We start from the raw sequence: 15,952 nt of genomic DNA, 5'->3' as shown, positions 1-15,952 counted from the left end.
GCGGCCGCATTTTGCCCCACATCGGATACAAAAGGCAATACTTTGCAACGCAGCGGGTAATTTTCTTTTTTCTAACTGGCTGATTTCTCGGCACTGCCCTGAGCATATACAGCAGCGATAGCACTATTTGCTAAAATTTCGTCCCGCCACCAGGCGCTGGCGAGCCCGGCGGTTTGCTCATTCCAGCCCACCCATACCGATTCATGGCTGTTTTGAGCAAGTACCTGTTTTTCAACAAGCGCACCGCTGTCAATGTACCGCTGTGCCAGATAGCGGGGTAAATAGCCGCAGCCCAGACCGCTGATTTGCAGCTCCAGCTTGGTTTTAAAGTCGAAAACGGTGATGGCCTCCTGCTCGTCAAGCAGCTGCGAGGAAACCGCACATTCCGGGCGAGAGCTGTCCCCGACCACGATGGCGCGGTAGCCTTTAATCACGCGGCGGTTAAGCGGCTCAGGCTCCTGAGCCAGCGGATGATGGGGCGCCACGGCGAACACCTGCTCCAGCACGCCCAGACGCGCAAAACCAAACTCGCTCAACTGGGGAGGCTCGTGGAGTGCACCGACAAAAATATCCGCCCTGCCCTGGGTTAAGGCATCCCAGGAGCCTCCCAGCACGCCGTTTATAAAAATGAGTCGGGTCACGCTGTGGTGTTGATAAAAGGCTTCAATCAGCGGCGTCAGGAGAGAAAAGGGAAAGGTATCATCCACGCCAATCACCAGCTCGTTTTCCCAGCCCTGGTGGAGTTTTACGGCCTGTTTTTCGAGTTCACGAACGGTGTGGAGGACTTCGCGTCCCTTTTCAAGCAGCATTTGCCCGGTACGGGTAAAACGGGCTCGATGCCCGGAGCGATCGAGGATCTGGATATTGAGATCGCTTTCCAGTTTTTGAACGGTATAGCTCAACGCAGATGGGGTTTTGTAGAGCTTTGCCGACGCAGCGGCAAAGCTCCCCTCTTTTTCCAGTGCATCCAGAATAATAAGAACATCCAGCAGCGGTTTCATGCTCGCCCCCTTCTGGTGTGCGATCGTCTCCGCTGCGGGACTTATTCCATGGGCATCACCAGCGGATCGGGATACTGATACTCAAACCCCAGCTCATGACAAATGCGATTGCCATCAACAATTTTGCCTTTACTGTCATCCTTTGCCTCACCAAAGACCGGCGGCGCCAGGCCCAGCTGACGTGCCATCAGCGGGTAAAACGTGCTGCGCGCCGGATGAGACGGTGCACATATATTATAGATGTGTCCACCTTTCGGAGCCTGTAAGAGTAGCTCAATCGCGGCAACAACATCGTCAAGATGCACAAGATTGACAACATGCTGGCCATCTGGGGCAGACTTCCCGGCGAAAAAGCGTCCCGGATGACGGCCAGGGCCCACCAGCCCCGCCAGACGTACGATATCAACCTGCGTGCCGGGAAGATTATGCAGCCAGTCTTCCAGCTCTTTCAGAACCTGACCGCTGGCCGTAACGGGACGGCGCTCGGAACTTTCTTTCACCACGCCCTCAACCTCACCATAGACCGAGGTCGAGCTGGTAAAAATGATGCGGGGAACATGGTGCGCCAGCGCGCTGTCGACAATCTCCTGCATCGCCTGCAGATAAAACGACTCGCCCGGGCCACTGCGCCGTGCGGGGAGAGTGATCACCAGCGCATCGACGTTCATCAGCGTGTCCAGGTCGTCAGCATCACACACCAGTTCCGGTTCAAGACGCAGTTCAACGCCATCAATACCGCACATGCGCGCTGCCTCTACCCCATCCGCCGTGGTTTTGCTCCCGGTCACCTGCCAGCCTTTCGCGGCTAATGACATCGCCAGCGGCATTCCCAGCCATCCTAAACCGACAATCGCGACCTTTTTCATGCGAATTCTCCTGACTCTCACTCGTCTTTTATAAGGCTACGCCAGCCCGGCAGAACACACAATTCATAGCATCAATATGAAATGAATTAATGATCAAAAAAAGCCCTTGCAATATGTCGTACAACTGGTTTACGTTAAAAGACATCAAATGAATAAGCATTCATCGAGAATTTATATGACACGCGTTCAATTTAAACACCACCATCATCACCATCATCCTGACTAGTCTTTCAGGCGATGTATGCTGGAAGACGTTTGGATCTTCCAGTGGTGCATGAACGCATGAAAAAGCCCCCGGAAGATCTTCTTCCGGGGGCTTTTTTTTGGACCGAATTCAGACAGGTTAAAACAGGTTAACGAGGAATAAAGAATGTTAGATAACTCACGTTTACGCATAGCTATTCAAAAATCAGGCCGTTTGAGTGACGATTCACGCGAACTGCTGGCCCGCTGCGGGATTAAAATTAACCTGCACACCCAGCGCCTGATTGCTCTGGCTGAAAACATGCCCATCGACATTCTGCGCGTGCGTGATGACGATATTCCCGGCCTGGTCATGGATGGCGTCGTTGACCTCGGCATCATCGGGGAAAACGTGCTGGAAGAAGAGCTGCTGACCCGCCGCGCGCAGGGCGAAGACCCGCGTTACTTCACCCTGCGTCGTCTGGACTTCGGCGGCTGCCGCCTGTCGCTGGCGACGCCGGTTGATGAAGCCTGGGACGGTCCGGCCGCGCTGAACGGCAAACGTATCGCCACCTCCTACCCTCACCTGTTAAAGCGTTATCTGGATCAGAAAGGCGTGCAGTTTAAATCCTGTCTGCTGAACGGCTCTGTTGAAGTGGCCCCGCGTGCGGGTCTGGCGGACGCCATCTGTGACCTCGTCTCTACCGGCGCGACGCTGGAAGCGAACGGTCTGCGCGAAGTGGAAGTGATCTACCGCTCCAAAGCGTGCCTGATTCAGCGTGACGGCGAGATGGCCGACGCTAAGCAGCAGCTGATCGACAAACTACTGACCCGTATTCAGGGCGTAATTCAGGCGCGTGAGTCCAAGTACATCATGATGCACGCCCCGACCGAGCGTCTGGATGAAGTGATTGCCCTGCTGCCTGGCGCCGAGCGTCCAACCATCCTGCCGCTGGCGGGCGATCAGCAGCGCGTGGCGATGCACATGGTGAGCAGCGAAACCCTGTTCTGGGAAACCATGGAAAAACTGAAGGCGCTGGGCGCAAGCTCCATCCTGGTGCTGCCGATTGAGAAGATGATGGAGTAATGGCCATGAGCTTTAACACAATCATCGACTGGAATACCTGTAGCGACGCACAGCAGCGCGAGCTGCTGATGCGCCCGGCAATTTCCGCCTCTGAAAGCATCTCGCGCACCGTGGCGGAGATCCTGGATAACGTCAAAGCCCGCGGCGATGACGCGCTACGTGAATACAGCGCAAAGTTTGATAAGACGGAAGTCGGCGCATTACGGGTTACCGAGCAGGAAATCATTGATGCCAGCAATCGTCTGGGTGACGACATCAAGCAGGCGATGGCCGTTGCGGTGAAAAATATTGATACCTTCCACACCGCGCAAAAGCTGCAGACCGTGGATGTGGAAACCCTGCCCGGCGTGCGTTGCCAGCAGGTCACGCGCCCGGTTGCGTCCGTCGGCCTCTATATTCCCGGCGGCTCTGCCCCGCTTTTCTCCACCGTACTGATGCTGGCGACTCCCGCACGCATTGCCGGATGTCAGAAAGTGGTGCTTTGCTCACCGCCACCGATTGCCGACGAGATCCTGTACGCGGCGAAGCTGTGCGGGGTGCAGGCGGTCTATAAAGTGGGCGGCGCGCAGGCGATTTCAGCCCTGGCGTTCGGCACAGAATCCATTCCCAAGGTCGACAAAATCTTTGGCCCGGGAAATGCGTACGTGACCGAAGCTAAGCGCCAGGTCAGCCAGCGTCTGGACGGTGCGGCCATCGATATGCCCGCCGGTCCGTCTGAAGTGCTGGTGATTGCCGACAGCGGCGCCACGCCGGACTTCGTGGCGTCCGACCTGCTTTCACAGGCGGAACACGGCCCGGACTCGCAGGTCATCCTGCTTACGCCGGATGCCGATATGGCAAAACGCGTAGGCGAAGCCGTGGAGCGTCAGCTTGCCGACCTGCCCCGCGCCGACACGGCACGCCAGGCGTTAGCGGCCAGCCGCCTGATTGTGGCGCGCGACCTGGACCAGTGCATTGCCATTTCTAACCAGTACGGCCCGGAGCACCTGATTATTCAGACCCGCAACGCGCGCGATCTGGTCGACAGCATTACCAGCGCGGGCTCGGTGTTCCTCGGCGACTGGTCACCTGAGTCTGCGGGCGATTACGCCTCCGGCACCAACCACGTGCTGCCAACGTATGGCTATACCTCAACCTGTTCCAGCCTGGGCCTGGCGGATTTCCAGAAACGCATGACCGTGCAGGAGCTCTCCCGCGAAGGGTTTGCGTCACTGGCGTCTACTATTGAAACCCTGGCCGCCGCCGAGCGCCTGACCGCCCACAAAAATGCCGTTACGCTGCGCGTTGCAGCCCTGAAGGAGCAAGCATGAACATTGAAGAATTAGCCCGCGAAAATGTCCGTCGCCTGACGCCCTATCAGTCTGCGCGTCGTCTGGGTGGTAAAGGGGATGTCTGGCTGAACGCCAACGAATATCCAACGGCGGTGCAGTTTGAGCTGTCGCAGCAAACGCTGAACCGCTATCCGGAGTGTCAGCCAAAAGCGGTGATTGAAAACTACGCGCAGTACGCGGGCGTGAAGCCGGAGCAGGTGCTGGTCAGCCGCGGCGCGGATGAGGGCATTGAACTGCTGATCCGCGCCTTCTGCGAGCCGGGCAAAGATGCGGTGATGTACTGCCAGCCGACCTACGGCATGTACAGCGTCAGCGCGGAAACCTTCGGGGTGGCGTGCCGCAACGTGCTCTCCCTGGAGAACTGGCAGCTGGATCTGCAGGGCATTGCCGACAATCTTGACGGCGTAAAAGTCGTGTTTGTCTGTAGCCCGAACAACCCGACCGGGCAGATTATCAACCCGCAGGATATCCGAACCCTGCTGGAGATGACGCGCGGTAAAGCGCTGGTGGTGGCCGACGAAGCCTACATCGAGTTCTGCCCGAAGGCGACGCTGGCAGGCTGGATTGAAGAGTATCCGCACCTGGTGGTGCTGCGTACGCTGTCGAAGGCTTTCGCCCTCGCGGGCCTGCGCTGCGGCTTTACGCTGGCCAATAAAGAGGTCATCGACCTGCTGCTGAAGGTGATCGCTCCGTACCCCCTCTCGACGCCGGTTGCCGATATTGCGGCACAGGCGCTGACGCCTCAGGGGATTAACGCCATGCGCGAGCGCGTGGCGCAAATCCTGGAGGAACGTCAGTACCTGGTGACCGCCCTGAAGGATATCCCGTGCGTGGAGCAGGTATTCGACTCGGAAACCAACTACATCCTGGTGCGCTTTACCGCCTCCAGCGCCGTATTTAAATCTTTGTGGGATCAGGGCATTATCTTACGAGACCAGAACAAACAACCTTCTCTGAGCGGATGCCTGCGCATTACCGTCGGCACCCGCGCAGAGAGCCAGCGCGTAATTGACGCCCTGAAAGCGGAGAAAGTATGACCCAGAAGATCCTTTTCATCGATCGTGACGGCACCCTTATTTCGGAGCCACCAGCTGATTTTCAGGTCGACCGATTCGACAAGCTGGCGTTTGAAGCTGACGTGATCCCGGTGCTGCTCAAGCTGCAAAAAGCCGGATACAAGCTGGTGATGATCACCAACCAGGACGGTCTGGGTACCGACAGCTTCCCGCAGGCAGACTTTGACGGCCCGCATAATCTGATGATGCAGGTTCTGACCTCTCAGGGTGTGGTTTTTGATGAGGTACTGATTTGCCCTCACATGCCGGCCGACGAGTGCGACTGCCGTAAGCCAAAGGTGAAGCTGGTCGAGCGCTATCTGGCGGCGGATGTGCTGGATAAGGCCAACAGCTATGTCATCGGCGATCGTATTACCGATATTACGCTCGCGGAAAACATGGGCATCGCGGGGCTTCGCTACGACCGCAACAACCTTAACTGGGCGATGATTGGCGAACAGCTGACAAAACGTGACCGCTTCTCGCACGTTGAACGCAACACCAAAGAGACGCAGATTGATGTGAAGGTCTGGCTGGACCGCGAAGGCGGCAGCAAGATCCACACCGGCGTCGGTTTCTTCGACCACATGCTGGACCAGATTGCCACCCACGGCGGTTTCCGCATGGAGATCACGGTAAAAGGCGACCTTTATATTGACGATCACCACACCGTGGAAGATACCGGCCTGGCGCTGGGCGAAGCTCTCAAGCTGGCGCTTGGTGATAAACGCGGCATCAATCGTTTTGGCTTTGTCCTGCCGATGGACGAGTGTCTGGCGCGCTGTGCAATGGATATTTCAGGTCGTCCGCACCTGGAATATAAAGCAGACTTCAATTACCAGCGCGTGGGCGATCTGAGCACCGAAATGGTGGAGCACTTCTTCCGTTCATTGTCCTACACCATGGGCCTGACGCTACACCTGAAGACCAAAGGCAAGAACGACCACCACCGCGTAGAGAGTCTCTTCAAGGCCTTCGGCCGAACGCTGCGCCAGGCAATCCGCGTGGAAGGTGACGCCCTGCCCTCATCAAAAGGAGTCCTGTAATGAACGTGGTGATTCTGGATACCGGATGCGCCAACCTGAACTCCGTAAAATCGGCCATTGCTCGCCACAGCTATGAGCCGGTGGTGAGCCGTGACCCGGACGTAGTGCTGCGTGCCGACAAACTCTTTTTACCGGGTGTGGGAACCGCACAGGCCGCGATGGATCAGATTCGCGAACGCGAGCTGGTCGATCTAATCAAAGCCTGTACCCAGCCGGTGCTGGGGATTTGCCTGGGCATGCAGATCCTGGGCCGCCGCAGCGAAGAGAGCAACGGCGTTGACCTGCTGGGCATTATTGACGAAGACGTGCCGAAAATGACCGATCACGGCCTGCCTCTGCCGCATATGGGCTGGAACCGCGTGTACGCCAAAGCGGGCGACAGGCTTTTTCGCGGCATTGAAGACGGCGCGTATTTTTACTTCGTACACAGCTACGCCATGCCGGTGAACGTGAATACGATCGCCCAGTGCACCTACGGCGAGGCGTTTACCGCGGCCGTACAGAAAGACAATTTCTTCGGCGTGCAGTTTCACCCGGAGCGCTCTGGCGCCGCAGGCGCGCAGCTGCTGAAAAACTTCCTGGAGATGTGATGATTATTCCCGCTTTAGATTTAATTGACGGCACGGTTGTCCGTCTCCACCAGGGCGATTACGGCCAGCAGCGAGACTACGGAAACGACCCGCTGCCGCGTCTGCAGGATTATGCCGCCCAGGGTGCGCAGGTGCTGCATCTGGTGGATTTGACGGGCGCGAAAGATCCGGCGAAGCGCCAGATCCCCCTGCTGAAAAATCTGGTCGCCGGTGTTGATGTGCCGGTACAGGTTGGCGGCGGCGTGCGTACGGAAGATGACGTTGCGGCGCTGCTGGACGCGGGCGTAGCGCGCGTGGTGGTCGGTTCAACCGCCGTGAAAGAGCCAGAGACCGTAAAAGGCTGGTTCCGCCGCTTTGGCGCCGACGCGCTGGTGCTGGCGCTGGATGTTCGTATTGATGAACAGGGTAATAAGCAGGTGGCGGTCAGCGGCTGGCAGGAAAACTCCGGCGTGACGCTGGAAGCGCTGGTCGAGATGTATCTCCCCGTCGGCCTGAAGCACGTGTTATGCACGGACATCTCTCGCGACGGTACGCTGGCGGGCTCCAACGTCTCGCTGTATGAAGAGGTCTGCGCGCGTTATCCGCAGGTGGCGTTCCAGTCTTCGGGCGGAATTGGTGATTTAAACGATATTGCCGCGCTGCGCGGAACGGGCGTACAGGGCGTGATTGTGGGCCGAGCCCTGCTGGAAGGTAAATTTACGGTGACGGAGGCGATTCAATGCTGGCAAAACGGATAATCCCTTGCCTGGACGTACGTGACGGCCAGGTCGTGAAAGGCGTGCAGTTCCGCAACCACGAGATCATTGGCGACATCGTCCCGCTGGCAAAACGCTATGCCGATGAAGGGGCAGACGAGCTGGTCTTTTATGATATCACCGCCTCCAGCGATGGACGCGTGGTCGACAAAAGCTGGGTGGCGCGCGTGGCGGAAGTGATCGATATTCCGTTCTGCGTGGCGGGCGGGATTAAATCCGCTGACGATGCGGCCCAAATTCTCTCGTTTGGTGCCGACAAGATTTCCATCAACTCCCCTGCCCTGGCCGACCCGGAGCTGATCACCCGCCTGGCCGACCGTTTTGGCGTGCAGTGTATTGTGGTTGGGATCGACACCTGGTATGACGCCGCAACGGGCAAGTACCACGTCAATCAATATACGGGTGACGAAAGCCGCACGCGCGTAACGCAGTGGGAAACGCTCGACTGGGTGCAGGAAGTGCAGAAGCGTGGCGCGGGCGAGATTGTCCTCAACATGATGAACCAGGATGGCGTGCGTAACGGGTATGACCTCGGGCAGTTGAAAAAAGTCCGTGCGGTCTGCCACGTTCCGCTGATCGCCTCCGGCGGCGCGGGCACCATGCAACACTTCCTCGAAGCCTTCCGCGATGCCAACGTGGACGGTGCGCTGGCCGCGTCCGTGTTCCACAAACAGATTATTAATATTGGTGAGTTAAAAACGTACCTGGCCGACCAGGGCGTGGAGATCAGGGTATGTTAACAGAGCAACAACAGGCGCAGCTGGACTGGAAAAAAACGGACGGATTACTGCCGGTAGTTGTCCAGCATGCCGTCTCAGGCGAAGTGCTGATGCTGGGGTATATGAACCAGGACGCGCTGGCAAAAACGATCGACAGCGGCAAAGTCACGTTTTTCTCGCGCACGAAACAACGTTTGTGGACCAAAGGGGAAACCTCGGGTCATTTCCTGAACGTGGTCAGCATAACGCCTGACTGCGATAACGATACCCTGCTGGTGCTGGCAAACCCAATCGGACCGACCTGCCATAAGGGCACCAGCAGCTGCTTCGGTGAAACGAGCCACCAGTGGTTGTTCCTGTATCAACTGGAACAGCTGCTGGCAGAGCGTAAAACGGCGGATCCGGAGAGTTCTTATACTGCGAAGCTGTACGCCAGCGGGACCAAGCGTATCGCCCAGAAGGTGGGAGAAGAAGGCGTTGAGACAGCACTGGCCGCGACCGTGCATGACCGCGAGGAACTGACGAATGAAGCGTCTGATTTGATGTATCACCTGCTGGTGCTGCTGCAGGATCAGGAGCTGGATTTGACGGCGGTGATAGAGAACCTTCGTAAGCGTCACAAATAAAAAAACCGGGGTATATCCCCGGTTTTTTTTAATCTGCAAATCAGGCTGTTGGTTTGTAGTTGCGTAAGGCGTTACGGCCAAGTACCACACCTGAACCAATCATTCCACCCAGCAGCACGGCAAGAATCAGAATCATAGCTTTTTTCGGGCTATCGCGGCGGACAGGCAGATCCGGCTTCATGACGTAACGATATACGTGGATCGTATCCGGGTTTACATTGAGATTCTGGATGTCCAGCAGATTTCGCTTGGTCTGGTAATAGGCTGTTGGGAAGACCAACGGACGAGAAGCCTCATTGTCAATCATCGATTTCAGCCCCTCACTTCCCAGCAGGAACAACGTTTCCTGCGTGACATCCTGGGTTTGCTGGAGCTGTGGAGAGGTAATTTTCGCGGCCTCAGCGTTCTTGAGTGCCTCAGCAATCTGTTTGATACGCAGATCTTTTTGCTCCTGAGCGACCTTCTCCTGGTTTTGCAGGGAGTCATTCAGGGTTTTTATCTGTTCCTTGATGTTGTCCTTAAGGTCAACGGCAAGTTCTTTCGCCGTTTGCTCATCGACCTGCTGGATGTATTGTGCCAGCTGTCTCTGAGCGGTTTCTGCAGAGGTACTGGTATAGGAAACACTGAGCGGGAGCGGCTGTCCGGTCACAGTCGGCGCTATAGTCAGTTTCTCTGGCTCCTGCTGGTTCTCAAGCGCCTGAGATAATGCCGAGAATGAAGAGTTAAAACGGCCAATCGCGCGAGTTTGAATGTCAAGCATCGACGGTGCAGCGCTGCCGTAGAGGATGTTCAATGCGTTGGAATAGGTTGCTATCTGAGCTGCATCAGGTTGTGCAATAATCGCACTTGAGGTCCATTTTTCCTTTGCGACAGAGAGATATCCAATTGCCAGGACGATAAAAACGACAACAAAAGTTGCTATCATCCACTTCCCACGCCACAGCTGCAGCACTAAATCAAGTAAATCGATTTGCTCAGGATCATTGCTTCGACTGACCTGGCTATTGTTATTTTGTGTCATACAATCCCTAACAGATGAAAACGGGCAAACATAATGTTGTTTGCATAGTTTATCTATTGCTGGCAATTTTTCTATAAGAATCCGATGAGTAATATCGGAAAGATCGGTTATGTAACTTACCTCCCTTCGCGCTATCATAGAGGCCATGTGATGCGCTATGGCATCTGTAAGAATATAGGCTATGAGGGAAGAGATGAAATTTCTGGTAACGGGTGCAGCTGGTTTTATCGGTGCAAATGTCAGTAAACGCCTCCTGGAGGCCGGTTATCAGGTTGTCGGTATTGATAACCTTAATGAATACTACGATGTCAACCTGAAGCTGGCACGCCTGGAACTGTTAAACTCTGAGGGGTTCACCTTCCACAAGCTGGAATTAGCTGACCGGGAAGGTATGGCCACGCTTTTCGCCGGTGAGAAGTTTGATCGTGTGATTCATCTGGCCGCGCAAGCGGGTGTGCGCTACTCCCTTGAAAACCCTCACGTGTACGCGGACGCCAACCTTATCGGCCATCTCAACGTGCTGGAAGGCTGCCGCCATAACAACGTTCAGCATCTGCTTTATGCCTCATCCAGCTCCGTATATGGCCTCAACCGCAAGATGCCCTTCTCGACTGACGATTCCGTGGATCACCCGGTATCACTCTATGCCGCGACCAAAAAAGCCAATGAGCTGATGTCGCATACGTATTCGCATCTTTACAATCTGCCAACCACCGGCCTGCGTTTCTTCACTGTGTACGGCCCATGGGGGCGCCCGGACATGGCGTTATTCAAGTTTACGAAGGCGATGATTGAAGGCAAAAGCATCGATGTCTATAACTACGGTAAGATGAAGCGCGACTTCACTTACATTGATGATATTGCTGAAGCGATTATTCGCCTGCAGGATGTTATTCCCCAGCCTGACTCAAACTGGACCGTTGAGACCGGGTCACCTGCAAGCAGCTCAGCGCCTTACCGGGTTTACAACATCGGCAACAGTTCACCAGTAGAGCTGATGGACTACATCACCGCTCTGGAAGAGGCCCTGGGTAAAAAAGCGGAAAAAAATATGATGCCACTCCAGGCCGGGGATGTTCTGGAAACCAGCGCCGATACCCAGCCACTTTATGACGCGATCGGATTTAAACCACAAACCTCGGTTAAAGATGGGGTGAAGAACTTCGTTGACTGGTACCGCGATTTCTACAAAGTCTGAAAATAAAAAACCCGGCAACTCAGCCGGGTTTTTTATAGGATAAAGCAGAGAATCAGTCGCTACCAAACAGATCGCGGGTATAAACCTTATCCGCCACGTCAGCCAGCTCTTCCGCCATGCGGTTTGAAATGATGACATCGGCTTCTTTCTTAAAGGCGTCCAGATCGCGGATCACCCGTGAATTGAAGAACTGATCGTCCGGCATGGCAGGCTCATAGATGACAACCTCAACCCCTTTCGCCTTAATGCGCTTCATGATCCCCTGAATAGAAGAAGCGCGGAAGTTATCGGAGCCACTCTTCATGATCAGACGGTATACGCCGACGACTTTCGGTTGACGCGCAAGGATGGAATCGGAGATAAAATCTTTACGTGTACGGTTAGCATCAACAATCGCCGATATCAGGTTGTTTGGCACAGCCTGGTAGTTTGCCAGCAGTTGCTTGGTGTCTTTTGGCAGACAGTAGCCACCGTAGCCAAATGAAGGGTTGTTGTAGTGATTACCAATGCGCGGATCGAGACACACCCCTTCAATAATCTGACGGGTGTTCAGTCCAAGACTCTCTGCGTAACTGTCGAGCTCATTGAAATAAGCCACTCGCATTGCCAGATAGGTATTCGCGAAGAGCTTAATCGCCTCAGCTTCAGTGGAGTCGGTAAACAACACCTGAATATCTTTCTTAAGCGCCCCTTCCTGAAGCAGCGCGGCAAAGCGCTCAGCACGCTCAGAGCGTTCGCCAATAACAATACGCGAAGGATGCAGGTTATCGTAAAGTGCTCTCCCCTCGCGCAGGAACTCCGGCGAGAAGAAGATGTTATCAATCCCAAACTTCTCTTTGATGGATTTAGTGAAACCAACAGGAATCGTTGACTTAATGACCATCACCGCACGAGGGTTGATCGCGATAACGTCTTTGATCACCGCTTCGACGGTTGAGGTGTTGAAGTAGTTGGTTTTAGGATCGTAGTCAGTAGGCGTCGCAATGATGACGTAATCTGCATCGCGATATGCATCTTCTTTGTCAGTCGTGGCGCGGAAATTCAGCGGTTTATTGCTGAGATAGTCCTGGATTTCTTTGTCGACAATCGGAGATTTTTTCTGATTGAGCATATCCACTTTGGCCTGCACGATATCCAGCGCAACCACTTCATGATTCTGAGCAATCAGAATGCCGTTAGAGAGACCGACGTATCCTGTTCCGGAGATTGTAATTTTCATTCGCTAATGACTTCTGTAAGTTAACTGTACTGATGGCCCCCAGGCCATCGCGATAAACATAACTGTTGGGCTTTGTACCTCCTGGCAAACTGGACTGTCAAGGCAAACCAGGAGTAATCACTGCGAGGGGGATGAGATTCAGACTACTTCGAGTAACAGGCGGCAGTTTTTGCATAAAAAAACCCGGAGACGAGCTCCGGGTTGCGATGACAGCGAGCGTGTTAACTCATTCCATCCATTCGGTATGGAACACACCTTCTTTATCGGTACGCTTGTAAGTATGCGCACCGAAGTAGTCACGCTGTGCCTGAATCAGGTTTGCAGGCAGGACTGCCGCACGGTAGCTGTCGTAGTAGGCTACTGCAGCAGAGAAGGTTGGAACCGGAATACCATTCTGGACAGCATAGGCAACTACATCACGCAGCGCCTGCTGGTATTCGTCCGCAATCTTCTTGAAGTACGGTGCCAGAAGCAGGTTGGCGATACCGGCATTTTCAGCATAGGCATCGGTGATTTTCTGCAGGAACTGGGCACGAATGATACAGCCCGCACGGAAGATCTTCGCAATCTCACCGTAGTTCAGGTCCCAGTTGTTCTCGTCTGATGCCGCACGCAGCTGAGAGAAGCCCTGCGCGTAAGAAACGATTTTACCCAGGTACAGTGCACGACGCACTTTTTCAACGAATTCTGCTTTATCGCCTGCTGGTTTAGCCTGTGGGCCAGACAGCACTTTAGACGCCGCGACGCGCTGCTCTTTCAGGGAAGAAATGTAACGCGCGAAGACAGATTCGGTGATCAGAGACAGCGGTTCGCCCAGATCCAGAGAGCTCTGGCTGGTCCATTTACCGGTACCTTTGTTCGCTGCTTCATCCAGAATCACATCAACCAGGTATTTACCCTCTTCATCTTTTTTCGTGAAGATATCTTTGGTGATGTCAATCAGGTAACTGTTAAGCTCGCCTTTGTTCCACTCGGTAAAGGTTTCAGCCAGCTCTTCGTTAGAGAGGTTCAGACCGCCTTTCAGCAGGGAATAGGCTTCAGCGATCAGCTGCATGTCGCCGTATTCGATACCGTTGTGCACCATTTTCACATAGTGACCTGCACCGTCAGCACCGATATAGGTTACGCAAGGCTCACCATCTTCAGCCACGGCTGCGATTTTGGTCAGGATAGGCGCAACTAGTTCGTATGCATCTTTCTGGCCGCCAGGCATGATGGATGGGCCTTTCAGCGCGCCCTCTTCACCACCGGAAACACCGGTACCGATGAAGTTGAAGCCTTCTGCGGACAGTTCACGGTTACGACGAATGGTGTCCTGGAAGAAGGTGTTACCGCCATCAATGATGATGTCACCTTTTTCGAGGTAAGGCTTGAGGGAGTCGATAGCTGCATCGGTACCTGCGCCCGCTTTCACCATTAACAGGATACGACGAGGCGTTTCCAGAGACTCAACGAACTCTTTCACCGTATAGAAAGGAACCAGTTTCTTGCCTGGATTCTCGGCAATGACTTCTTCGGTCTTATCACGGGAGCGGTTGAAAACGGAGACGGTATAACCACGGCTTTCGATGTTGAGCGCCAGGTTGCGCCCCATCACTGCCATACCGACAACGCCGATCTGTTGCTTGGACATTACATACTCCTGTCAGGTGTGTTTTATACATATTTTCCAAATTATTGGAATATTAAGCAATGTTTTTTATGAAACAAATTTATAATATTATTAATGTTTGATGGTTAGTCACGATTCAACTTGTATATTTTGGATAAAAAGTTTACGGGTAAAAGCTGGCTACAGAACGCAAAAAAAACCACAAAAAACTCATGGGAAATGATTGGATATTGAGTTTATACTTCAAGAGAGCTAACTGGAACTCACTCTTAATATATTTACTACCTCTTCTGCGCGCAAGCATATTATTGCCGACTCGTGCAAACACTAATGTCTCATTCAAATTTTCAAAATAATAGCCAGAAGAGATCACTCGGAGCCATAAGTTATAGTCCTCCATAAAATAATGGTCTTTATACCCGCCTACGGCCTCTATAATATGGCGTCGATACACTACTGTCATATGATTAAATGGATTTTTCCTTTTCGCTAAACTTTTAATGTCCGCGCATGTTAAAGGAACTAATCTCCGACCAGTAATGTTTGACAAAGTATCTGAAAACTCAGCTATCTGGCACCCTAATAGACAGATTGATTTGTTTTTTTGGAAATAGGATATTTGTATTTCGAAGCGACTTTCTTCACAAATATCATCAGTGTCCATTCTAGCTACAACGTCATAACTACACTGCTTAAGACCTAGATTTAAAGCTGAACCTAGACCGACATTTTTTTCCAATCTAACAATAACGATATTTAGTTCTTTTTGCCATTGATAAACAACATCAGATAAAATTTTCTTTATCGGACCATCAAAGACACAAATTATTTCAGTCGGCTTTAATGTCTGTCGATGAATACTATAAAGACACTCATGAAGATTCTCTGGAAGTTCTTTATCATACAACGACATCAAAAGGCTAAATTCAATATTTTCCATACATCAAACCAATTTTGATTTCACAATAAGCCATCTATAGGCGAAATAGTAGGATGAAAAAAACAGGAAGACTAAATTAACCCAAATCTTTTCATTAATTAATAGCAAACCTGCAGCAACCATTAACAAGAAGTAATATTTATAGCGACCATCTTTTTTATTTGAAAAGATAAAAGTTTGAAAGAAGTGTAACTGAAAACGTTTTTCTGAGCATCTTTCAAGTAAATTAATAACCGGAAATAAAAAAACACAATAAAAGAAAGCCATCCCTCCACCTAGTAAAATAGTTATACTGCAATATCTAATCACAACGAGGAGAAAATGAAGTGAAAGATTCCATCTATTCCGAATTGAGTTATACACAGCATACAATGGAATTATGCACCATACAAGAAAAACAAAATAATATTGCTTCGAGTAAATAAAAAAGCAGGAAATAATCACCGCCAATATAAAGCGAACTAAATATATCAATCCCCTCTTTAGATGATAATAACTTAACTGATTGGGGTTTAGTCTTAAGGTTGGATGGATTTCTTTTTTTATCGTTTCAGCATCATTATATATATACCCTACCTCATATAATGTATATATTAACAGGACCCCTAACACAATGCTAAGTAATGCATAAAAATAGTCAGGCACATCTCTGAAAAACAATACAAACATGAATTGAGGTAGTAAATAAATTATAACCCAGGAA

General features: G+C 52.5%; 16 protein-coding genes and 1 other annotated feature. Of the genes, 10 read left to right on the top strand and 6 right to left on the bottom strand.

All coding sequences use genetic code 11. From position 1 onward, the window contains the following. Nucleotides 1–71: 71 nt before the first annotated feature. Nucleotides 72–1,001: a LysR substrate-binding domain-containing protein gene (locus tag ACDO57_RS02435; protein ID WP_370883483.1), complete on the bottom strand. Its 930-nt coding sequence runs from the start codon at nt 999–1,001 to the stop codon at nt 72–74. Nucleotides 1,002–1,042: 41 nt separating this feature from the next. Then, on the bottom strand, nt 1,043–1,867 hold the full coding sequence (locus tag ACDO57_RS02430; protein WP_024908072.1) for an SDR family oxidoreductase: 825 nt from the start codon (nt 1,865–1,867) through the stop codon (nt 1,043–1,045). A 175-nt stretch (nt 1,868–2,042) separates the two neighbouring features. Between ACDO57_RS02430 and hisL the strand changes: the two genes are divergently transcribed. The 9 genes from hisL to hisIE all read left to right on the top strand — a co-directional run bounded on the left by hisL (nt 2,043) and on the right by hisIE (nt 9,259). Beyond that, complete coding sequence (gene hisL / locus ACDO57_RS02425) at nt 2,043–2,093, top strand: his operon leader peptide (protein WP_001364200.1); 51 nt, start codon at nt 2,043–2,045, stop codon at nt 2,091–2,093. Then, nucleotides 2,069–2,192, top strand: a sequence feature (His leader region). It overlaps the preceding gene by 25 nt. Nucleotides 2,193–2,237: 45 nt before the next feature. Beyond that, nucleotides 2,238–3,137 carry an ATP phosphoribosyltransferase gene (gene hisG, locus ACDO57_RS02420; RefSeq protein ID WP_000886595.1) on the top strand — a complete coding sequence of 300 codons (900 nt, stop codon included), beginning with the start codon at nt 2,238–2,240 and terminating at the stop codon, nt 3,135–3,137. A 5-nt stretch (nt 3,138–3,142) separates the two neighbouring features. Then, on the top strand, nt 3,143–4,447 hold the full coding sequence (gene hisD, locus ACDO57_RS02415; protein WP_047061175.1) for a histidinol dehydrogenase: 1,305 nt from the start codon (nt 3,143–3,145) through the stop codon (nt 4,445–4,447). Further along, nucleotides 4,444–5,505 carry a histidinol-phosphate transaminase gene (gene hisC, locus ACDO57_RS02410; RefSeq protein ID WP_370883482.1) on the top strand — a complete coding sequence of 354 codons (1,062 nt, stop codon included), beginning with the start codon at nt 4,444–4,446 and terminating at the stop codon, nt 5,503–5,505. The genes hisD and hisC overlap by 4 nt, the downstream gene beginning before the upstream one ends. Continuing rightward, on the top strand, nt 5,502–6,569 hold the full coding sequence (hisB, locus tag ACDO57_RS02405; RefSeq protein WP_208763057.1) for a bifunctional histidinol-phosphatase/imidazoleglycerol-phosphate dehydratase HisB: 1,068 nt from the start codon (nt 5,502–5,504) through the stop codon (nt 6,567–6,569). The genes hisC and hisB overlap by 4 nt, the downstream gene beginning before the upstream one ends. Beyond that, complete coding sequence (gene hisH, locus ACDO57_RS02400; RefSeq protein WP_208763058.1) at nt 6,569–7,159, top strand: imidazole glycerol phosphate synthase subunit HisH; 591 nt, start codon at nt 6,569–6,571, stop codon at nt 7,157–7,159. Before hisB ends, hisH begins: the two co-directional genes overlap by 1 nt. Then, the gene (gene hisA / locus ACDO57_RS02395) at nt 7,159–7,896 is read left to right on the top strand and encodes a 1-(5-phosphoribosyl)-5-[(5-phosphoribosylamino)methylideneamino]imidazole-4-carboxamide isomerase (protein ID WP_148769857.1); all 738 of its coding nucleotides are present in this window, start codon (nt 7,159–7,161) and stop codon (nt 7,894–7,896) included. The genes hisH and hisA overlap by 1 nt, the downstream gene beginning before the upstream one ends. Next, nucleotides 7,878–8,654, top strand: a complete 777-nt coding sequence (hisF, locus tag ACDO57_RS02390; protein WP_370883481.1) for an imidazole glycerol phosphate synthase subunit HisF — start codon at nt 7,878–7,880, stop codon at nt 8,652–8,654. Before hisA ends, hisF begins: the two co-directional genes overlap by 19 nt. Continuing rightward, entirely contained in the window at nt 8,648–9,259 is a 612-nt protein-coding gene (hisIE, locus tag ACDO57_RS02385; RefSeq protein ID WP_208763060.1) for a bifunctional phosphoribosyl-AMP cyclohydrolase/phosphoribosyl-ATP diphosphatase HisIE, read from the top strand. Before hisF ends, hisIE begins: the two co-directional genes overlap by 7 nt. 40 nt (nt 9,260–9,299) lie before the next feature. Here hisIE and wzzB read toward each other — a convergent pair whose 3' ends face one another. Then, nucleotides 9,300–10,280, bottom strand: coding sequence for an LPS O-antigen chain length determinant protein WzzB (gene wzzB, locus ACDO57_RS02380; protein ID WP_370883480.1), 981 nt, complete (start codon nt 10,278–10,280; stop codon nt 9,300–9,302). 193 nt (nt 10,281–10,473) lie between these two features. Between wzzB and ACDO57_RS02375 the strand changes: the two genes are divergently transcribed. Continuing rightward, nucleotides 10,474–11,478 carry an NAD-dependent epimerase gene (locus ACDO57_RS02375; protein ID WP_370883479.1) on the top strand — a complete coding sequence of 335 codons (1,005 nt, stop codon included), beginning with the start codon at nt 10,474–10,476 and terminating at the stop codon, nt 11,476–11,478. 52 nt (nt 11,479–11,530) lie between these two features. On the opposite strand, the gene ugd is transcribed toward ACDO57_RS02375, so the two are convergent. From ugd to ACDO57_RS02360, 3 genes are all read right to left on the bottom strand, one after another. Continuing rightward, nucleotides 11,531–12,697: a UDP-glucose 6-dehydrogenase gene (gene ugd, locus ACDO57_RS02370; RefSeq protein ID WP_104950569.1), complete on the bottom strand. Its 1,167-nt coding sequence runs from the start codon at nt 12,695–12,697 to the stop codon at nt 11,531–11,533. A gap of 226 nt (nt 12,698–12,923) precedes the next feature. Continuing rightward, nucleotides 12,924–14,330, bottom strand: a complete 1,407-nt coding sequence (gndA, locus tag ACDO57_RS02365; protein ID WP_024908082.1) for an NADP-dependent phosphogluconate dehydrogenase — start codon at nt 14,328–14,330, stop codon at nt 12,924–12,926. Nucleotides 14,331–14,472: 142 nt separating this feature from the next. Next, nucleotides 14,473–15,249, bottom strand: coding sequence for a glycosyltransferase (locus ACDO57_RS02360; RefSeq protein WP_370883478.1), 777 nt, complete (start codon nt 15,247–15,249; stop codon nt 14,473–14,475). Between the last annotated feature and the right edge of the window lie 703 nt (nt 15,250–15,952).

Origin of the sequence: Enterobacter cloacae complex sp. 2015409 (genome assembly GCF_041365315.1) — a bacterium.
Taxonomy (GTDB): Bacteria; Pseudomonadota; Gammaproteobacteria; order Enterobacterales; family Enterobacteriaceae; genus Enterobacter; species Enterobacter pseudoroggenkampii.
The sequence above is the reverse complement of the archived record's forward strand: the minus strand, read 5'-3'. Positions and strand labels throughout refer to the sequence as shown.

Bases quoted from the DNA above. Each gene is read 5' to 3' on its own strand.
- ACDO57_RS02435 (WP_370883483.1), bottom strand. From the start codon at position 1,001: ATGAAACCGCTGCTGGATGTTCTTATTATTCTGGATGCACTGGAAAAA.
- gndA (WP_024908082.1), bottom strand. From the start codon at position 14,330: ATGTCCAAGCAACAGATCGGCGTTGTCGGTATGGCAGTGATGGGGCGC.
- ACDO57_RS02375 (WP_370883479.1), top strand. From the start codon at position 10,474: ATGAAATTTCTGGTAACGGGTGCAGCTGGTTTTATCGGTGCAAATGTC.
- hisG (WP_000886595.1), top strand. From the start codon at position 2,238: ATGTTAGATAACTCACGTTTACGCATAGCTATTCAAAAATCAGGCCGT.
- ACDO57_RS02360 (WP_370883478.1), bottom strand. From the start codon at position 15,249: ATGGAAAATATTGAATTTAGCCTTTTGATGTCGTTGTATGATAAAGAA.
- hisC (WP_370883482.1), top strand. From the start codon at position 4,444: ATGAACATTGAAGAATTAGCCCGCGAAAATGTCCGTCGCCTGACGCCC.
- ugd (WP_104950569.1), bottom strand. From the start codon at position 12,697: ATGAAAATTACAATCTCCGGAACAGGATACGTCGGTCTCTCTAACGGC.
- hisB (WP_208763057.1), top strand. From the start codon at position 5,502: ATGACCCAGAAGATCCTTTTCATCGATCGTGACGGCACCCTTATTTCG.
- hisA (WP_148769857.1), top strand. From the start codon at position 7,159: ATGATTATTCCCGCTTTAGATTTAATTGACGGCACGGTTGTCCGTCTC.
- wzzB (WP_370883480.1), bottom strand. From the start codon at position 10,280: ATGACACAAAATAACAATAGCCAGGTCAGTCGAAGCAATGATCCTGAG.
- ACDO57_RS02430 (WP_024908072.1), bottom strand. From the start codon at position 1,867: ATGAAAAAGGTCGCGATTGTCGGTTTAGGATGGCTGGGAATGCCGCTG.
- hisF (WP_370883481.1), top strand. From the start codon at position 7,878: ATGCTGGCAAAACGGATAATCCCTTGCCTGGACGTACGTGACGGCCAG.
- hisIE (WP_208763060.1), top strand. From the start codon at position 8,648: ATGTTAACAGAGCAACAACAGGCGCAGCTGGACTGGAAAAAAACGGAC.
- hisD (WP_047061175.1), top strand. From the start codon at position 3,143: ATGAGCTTTAACACAATCATCGACTGGAATACCTGTAGCGACGCACAG.
- hisH (WP_208763058.1), top strand. From the start codon at position 6,569: ATGAACGTGGTGATTCTGGATACCGGATGCGCCAACCTGAACTCCGTA.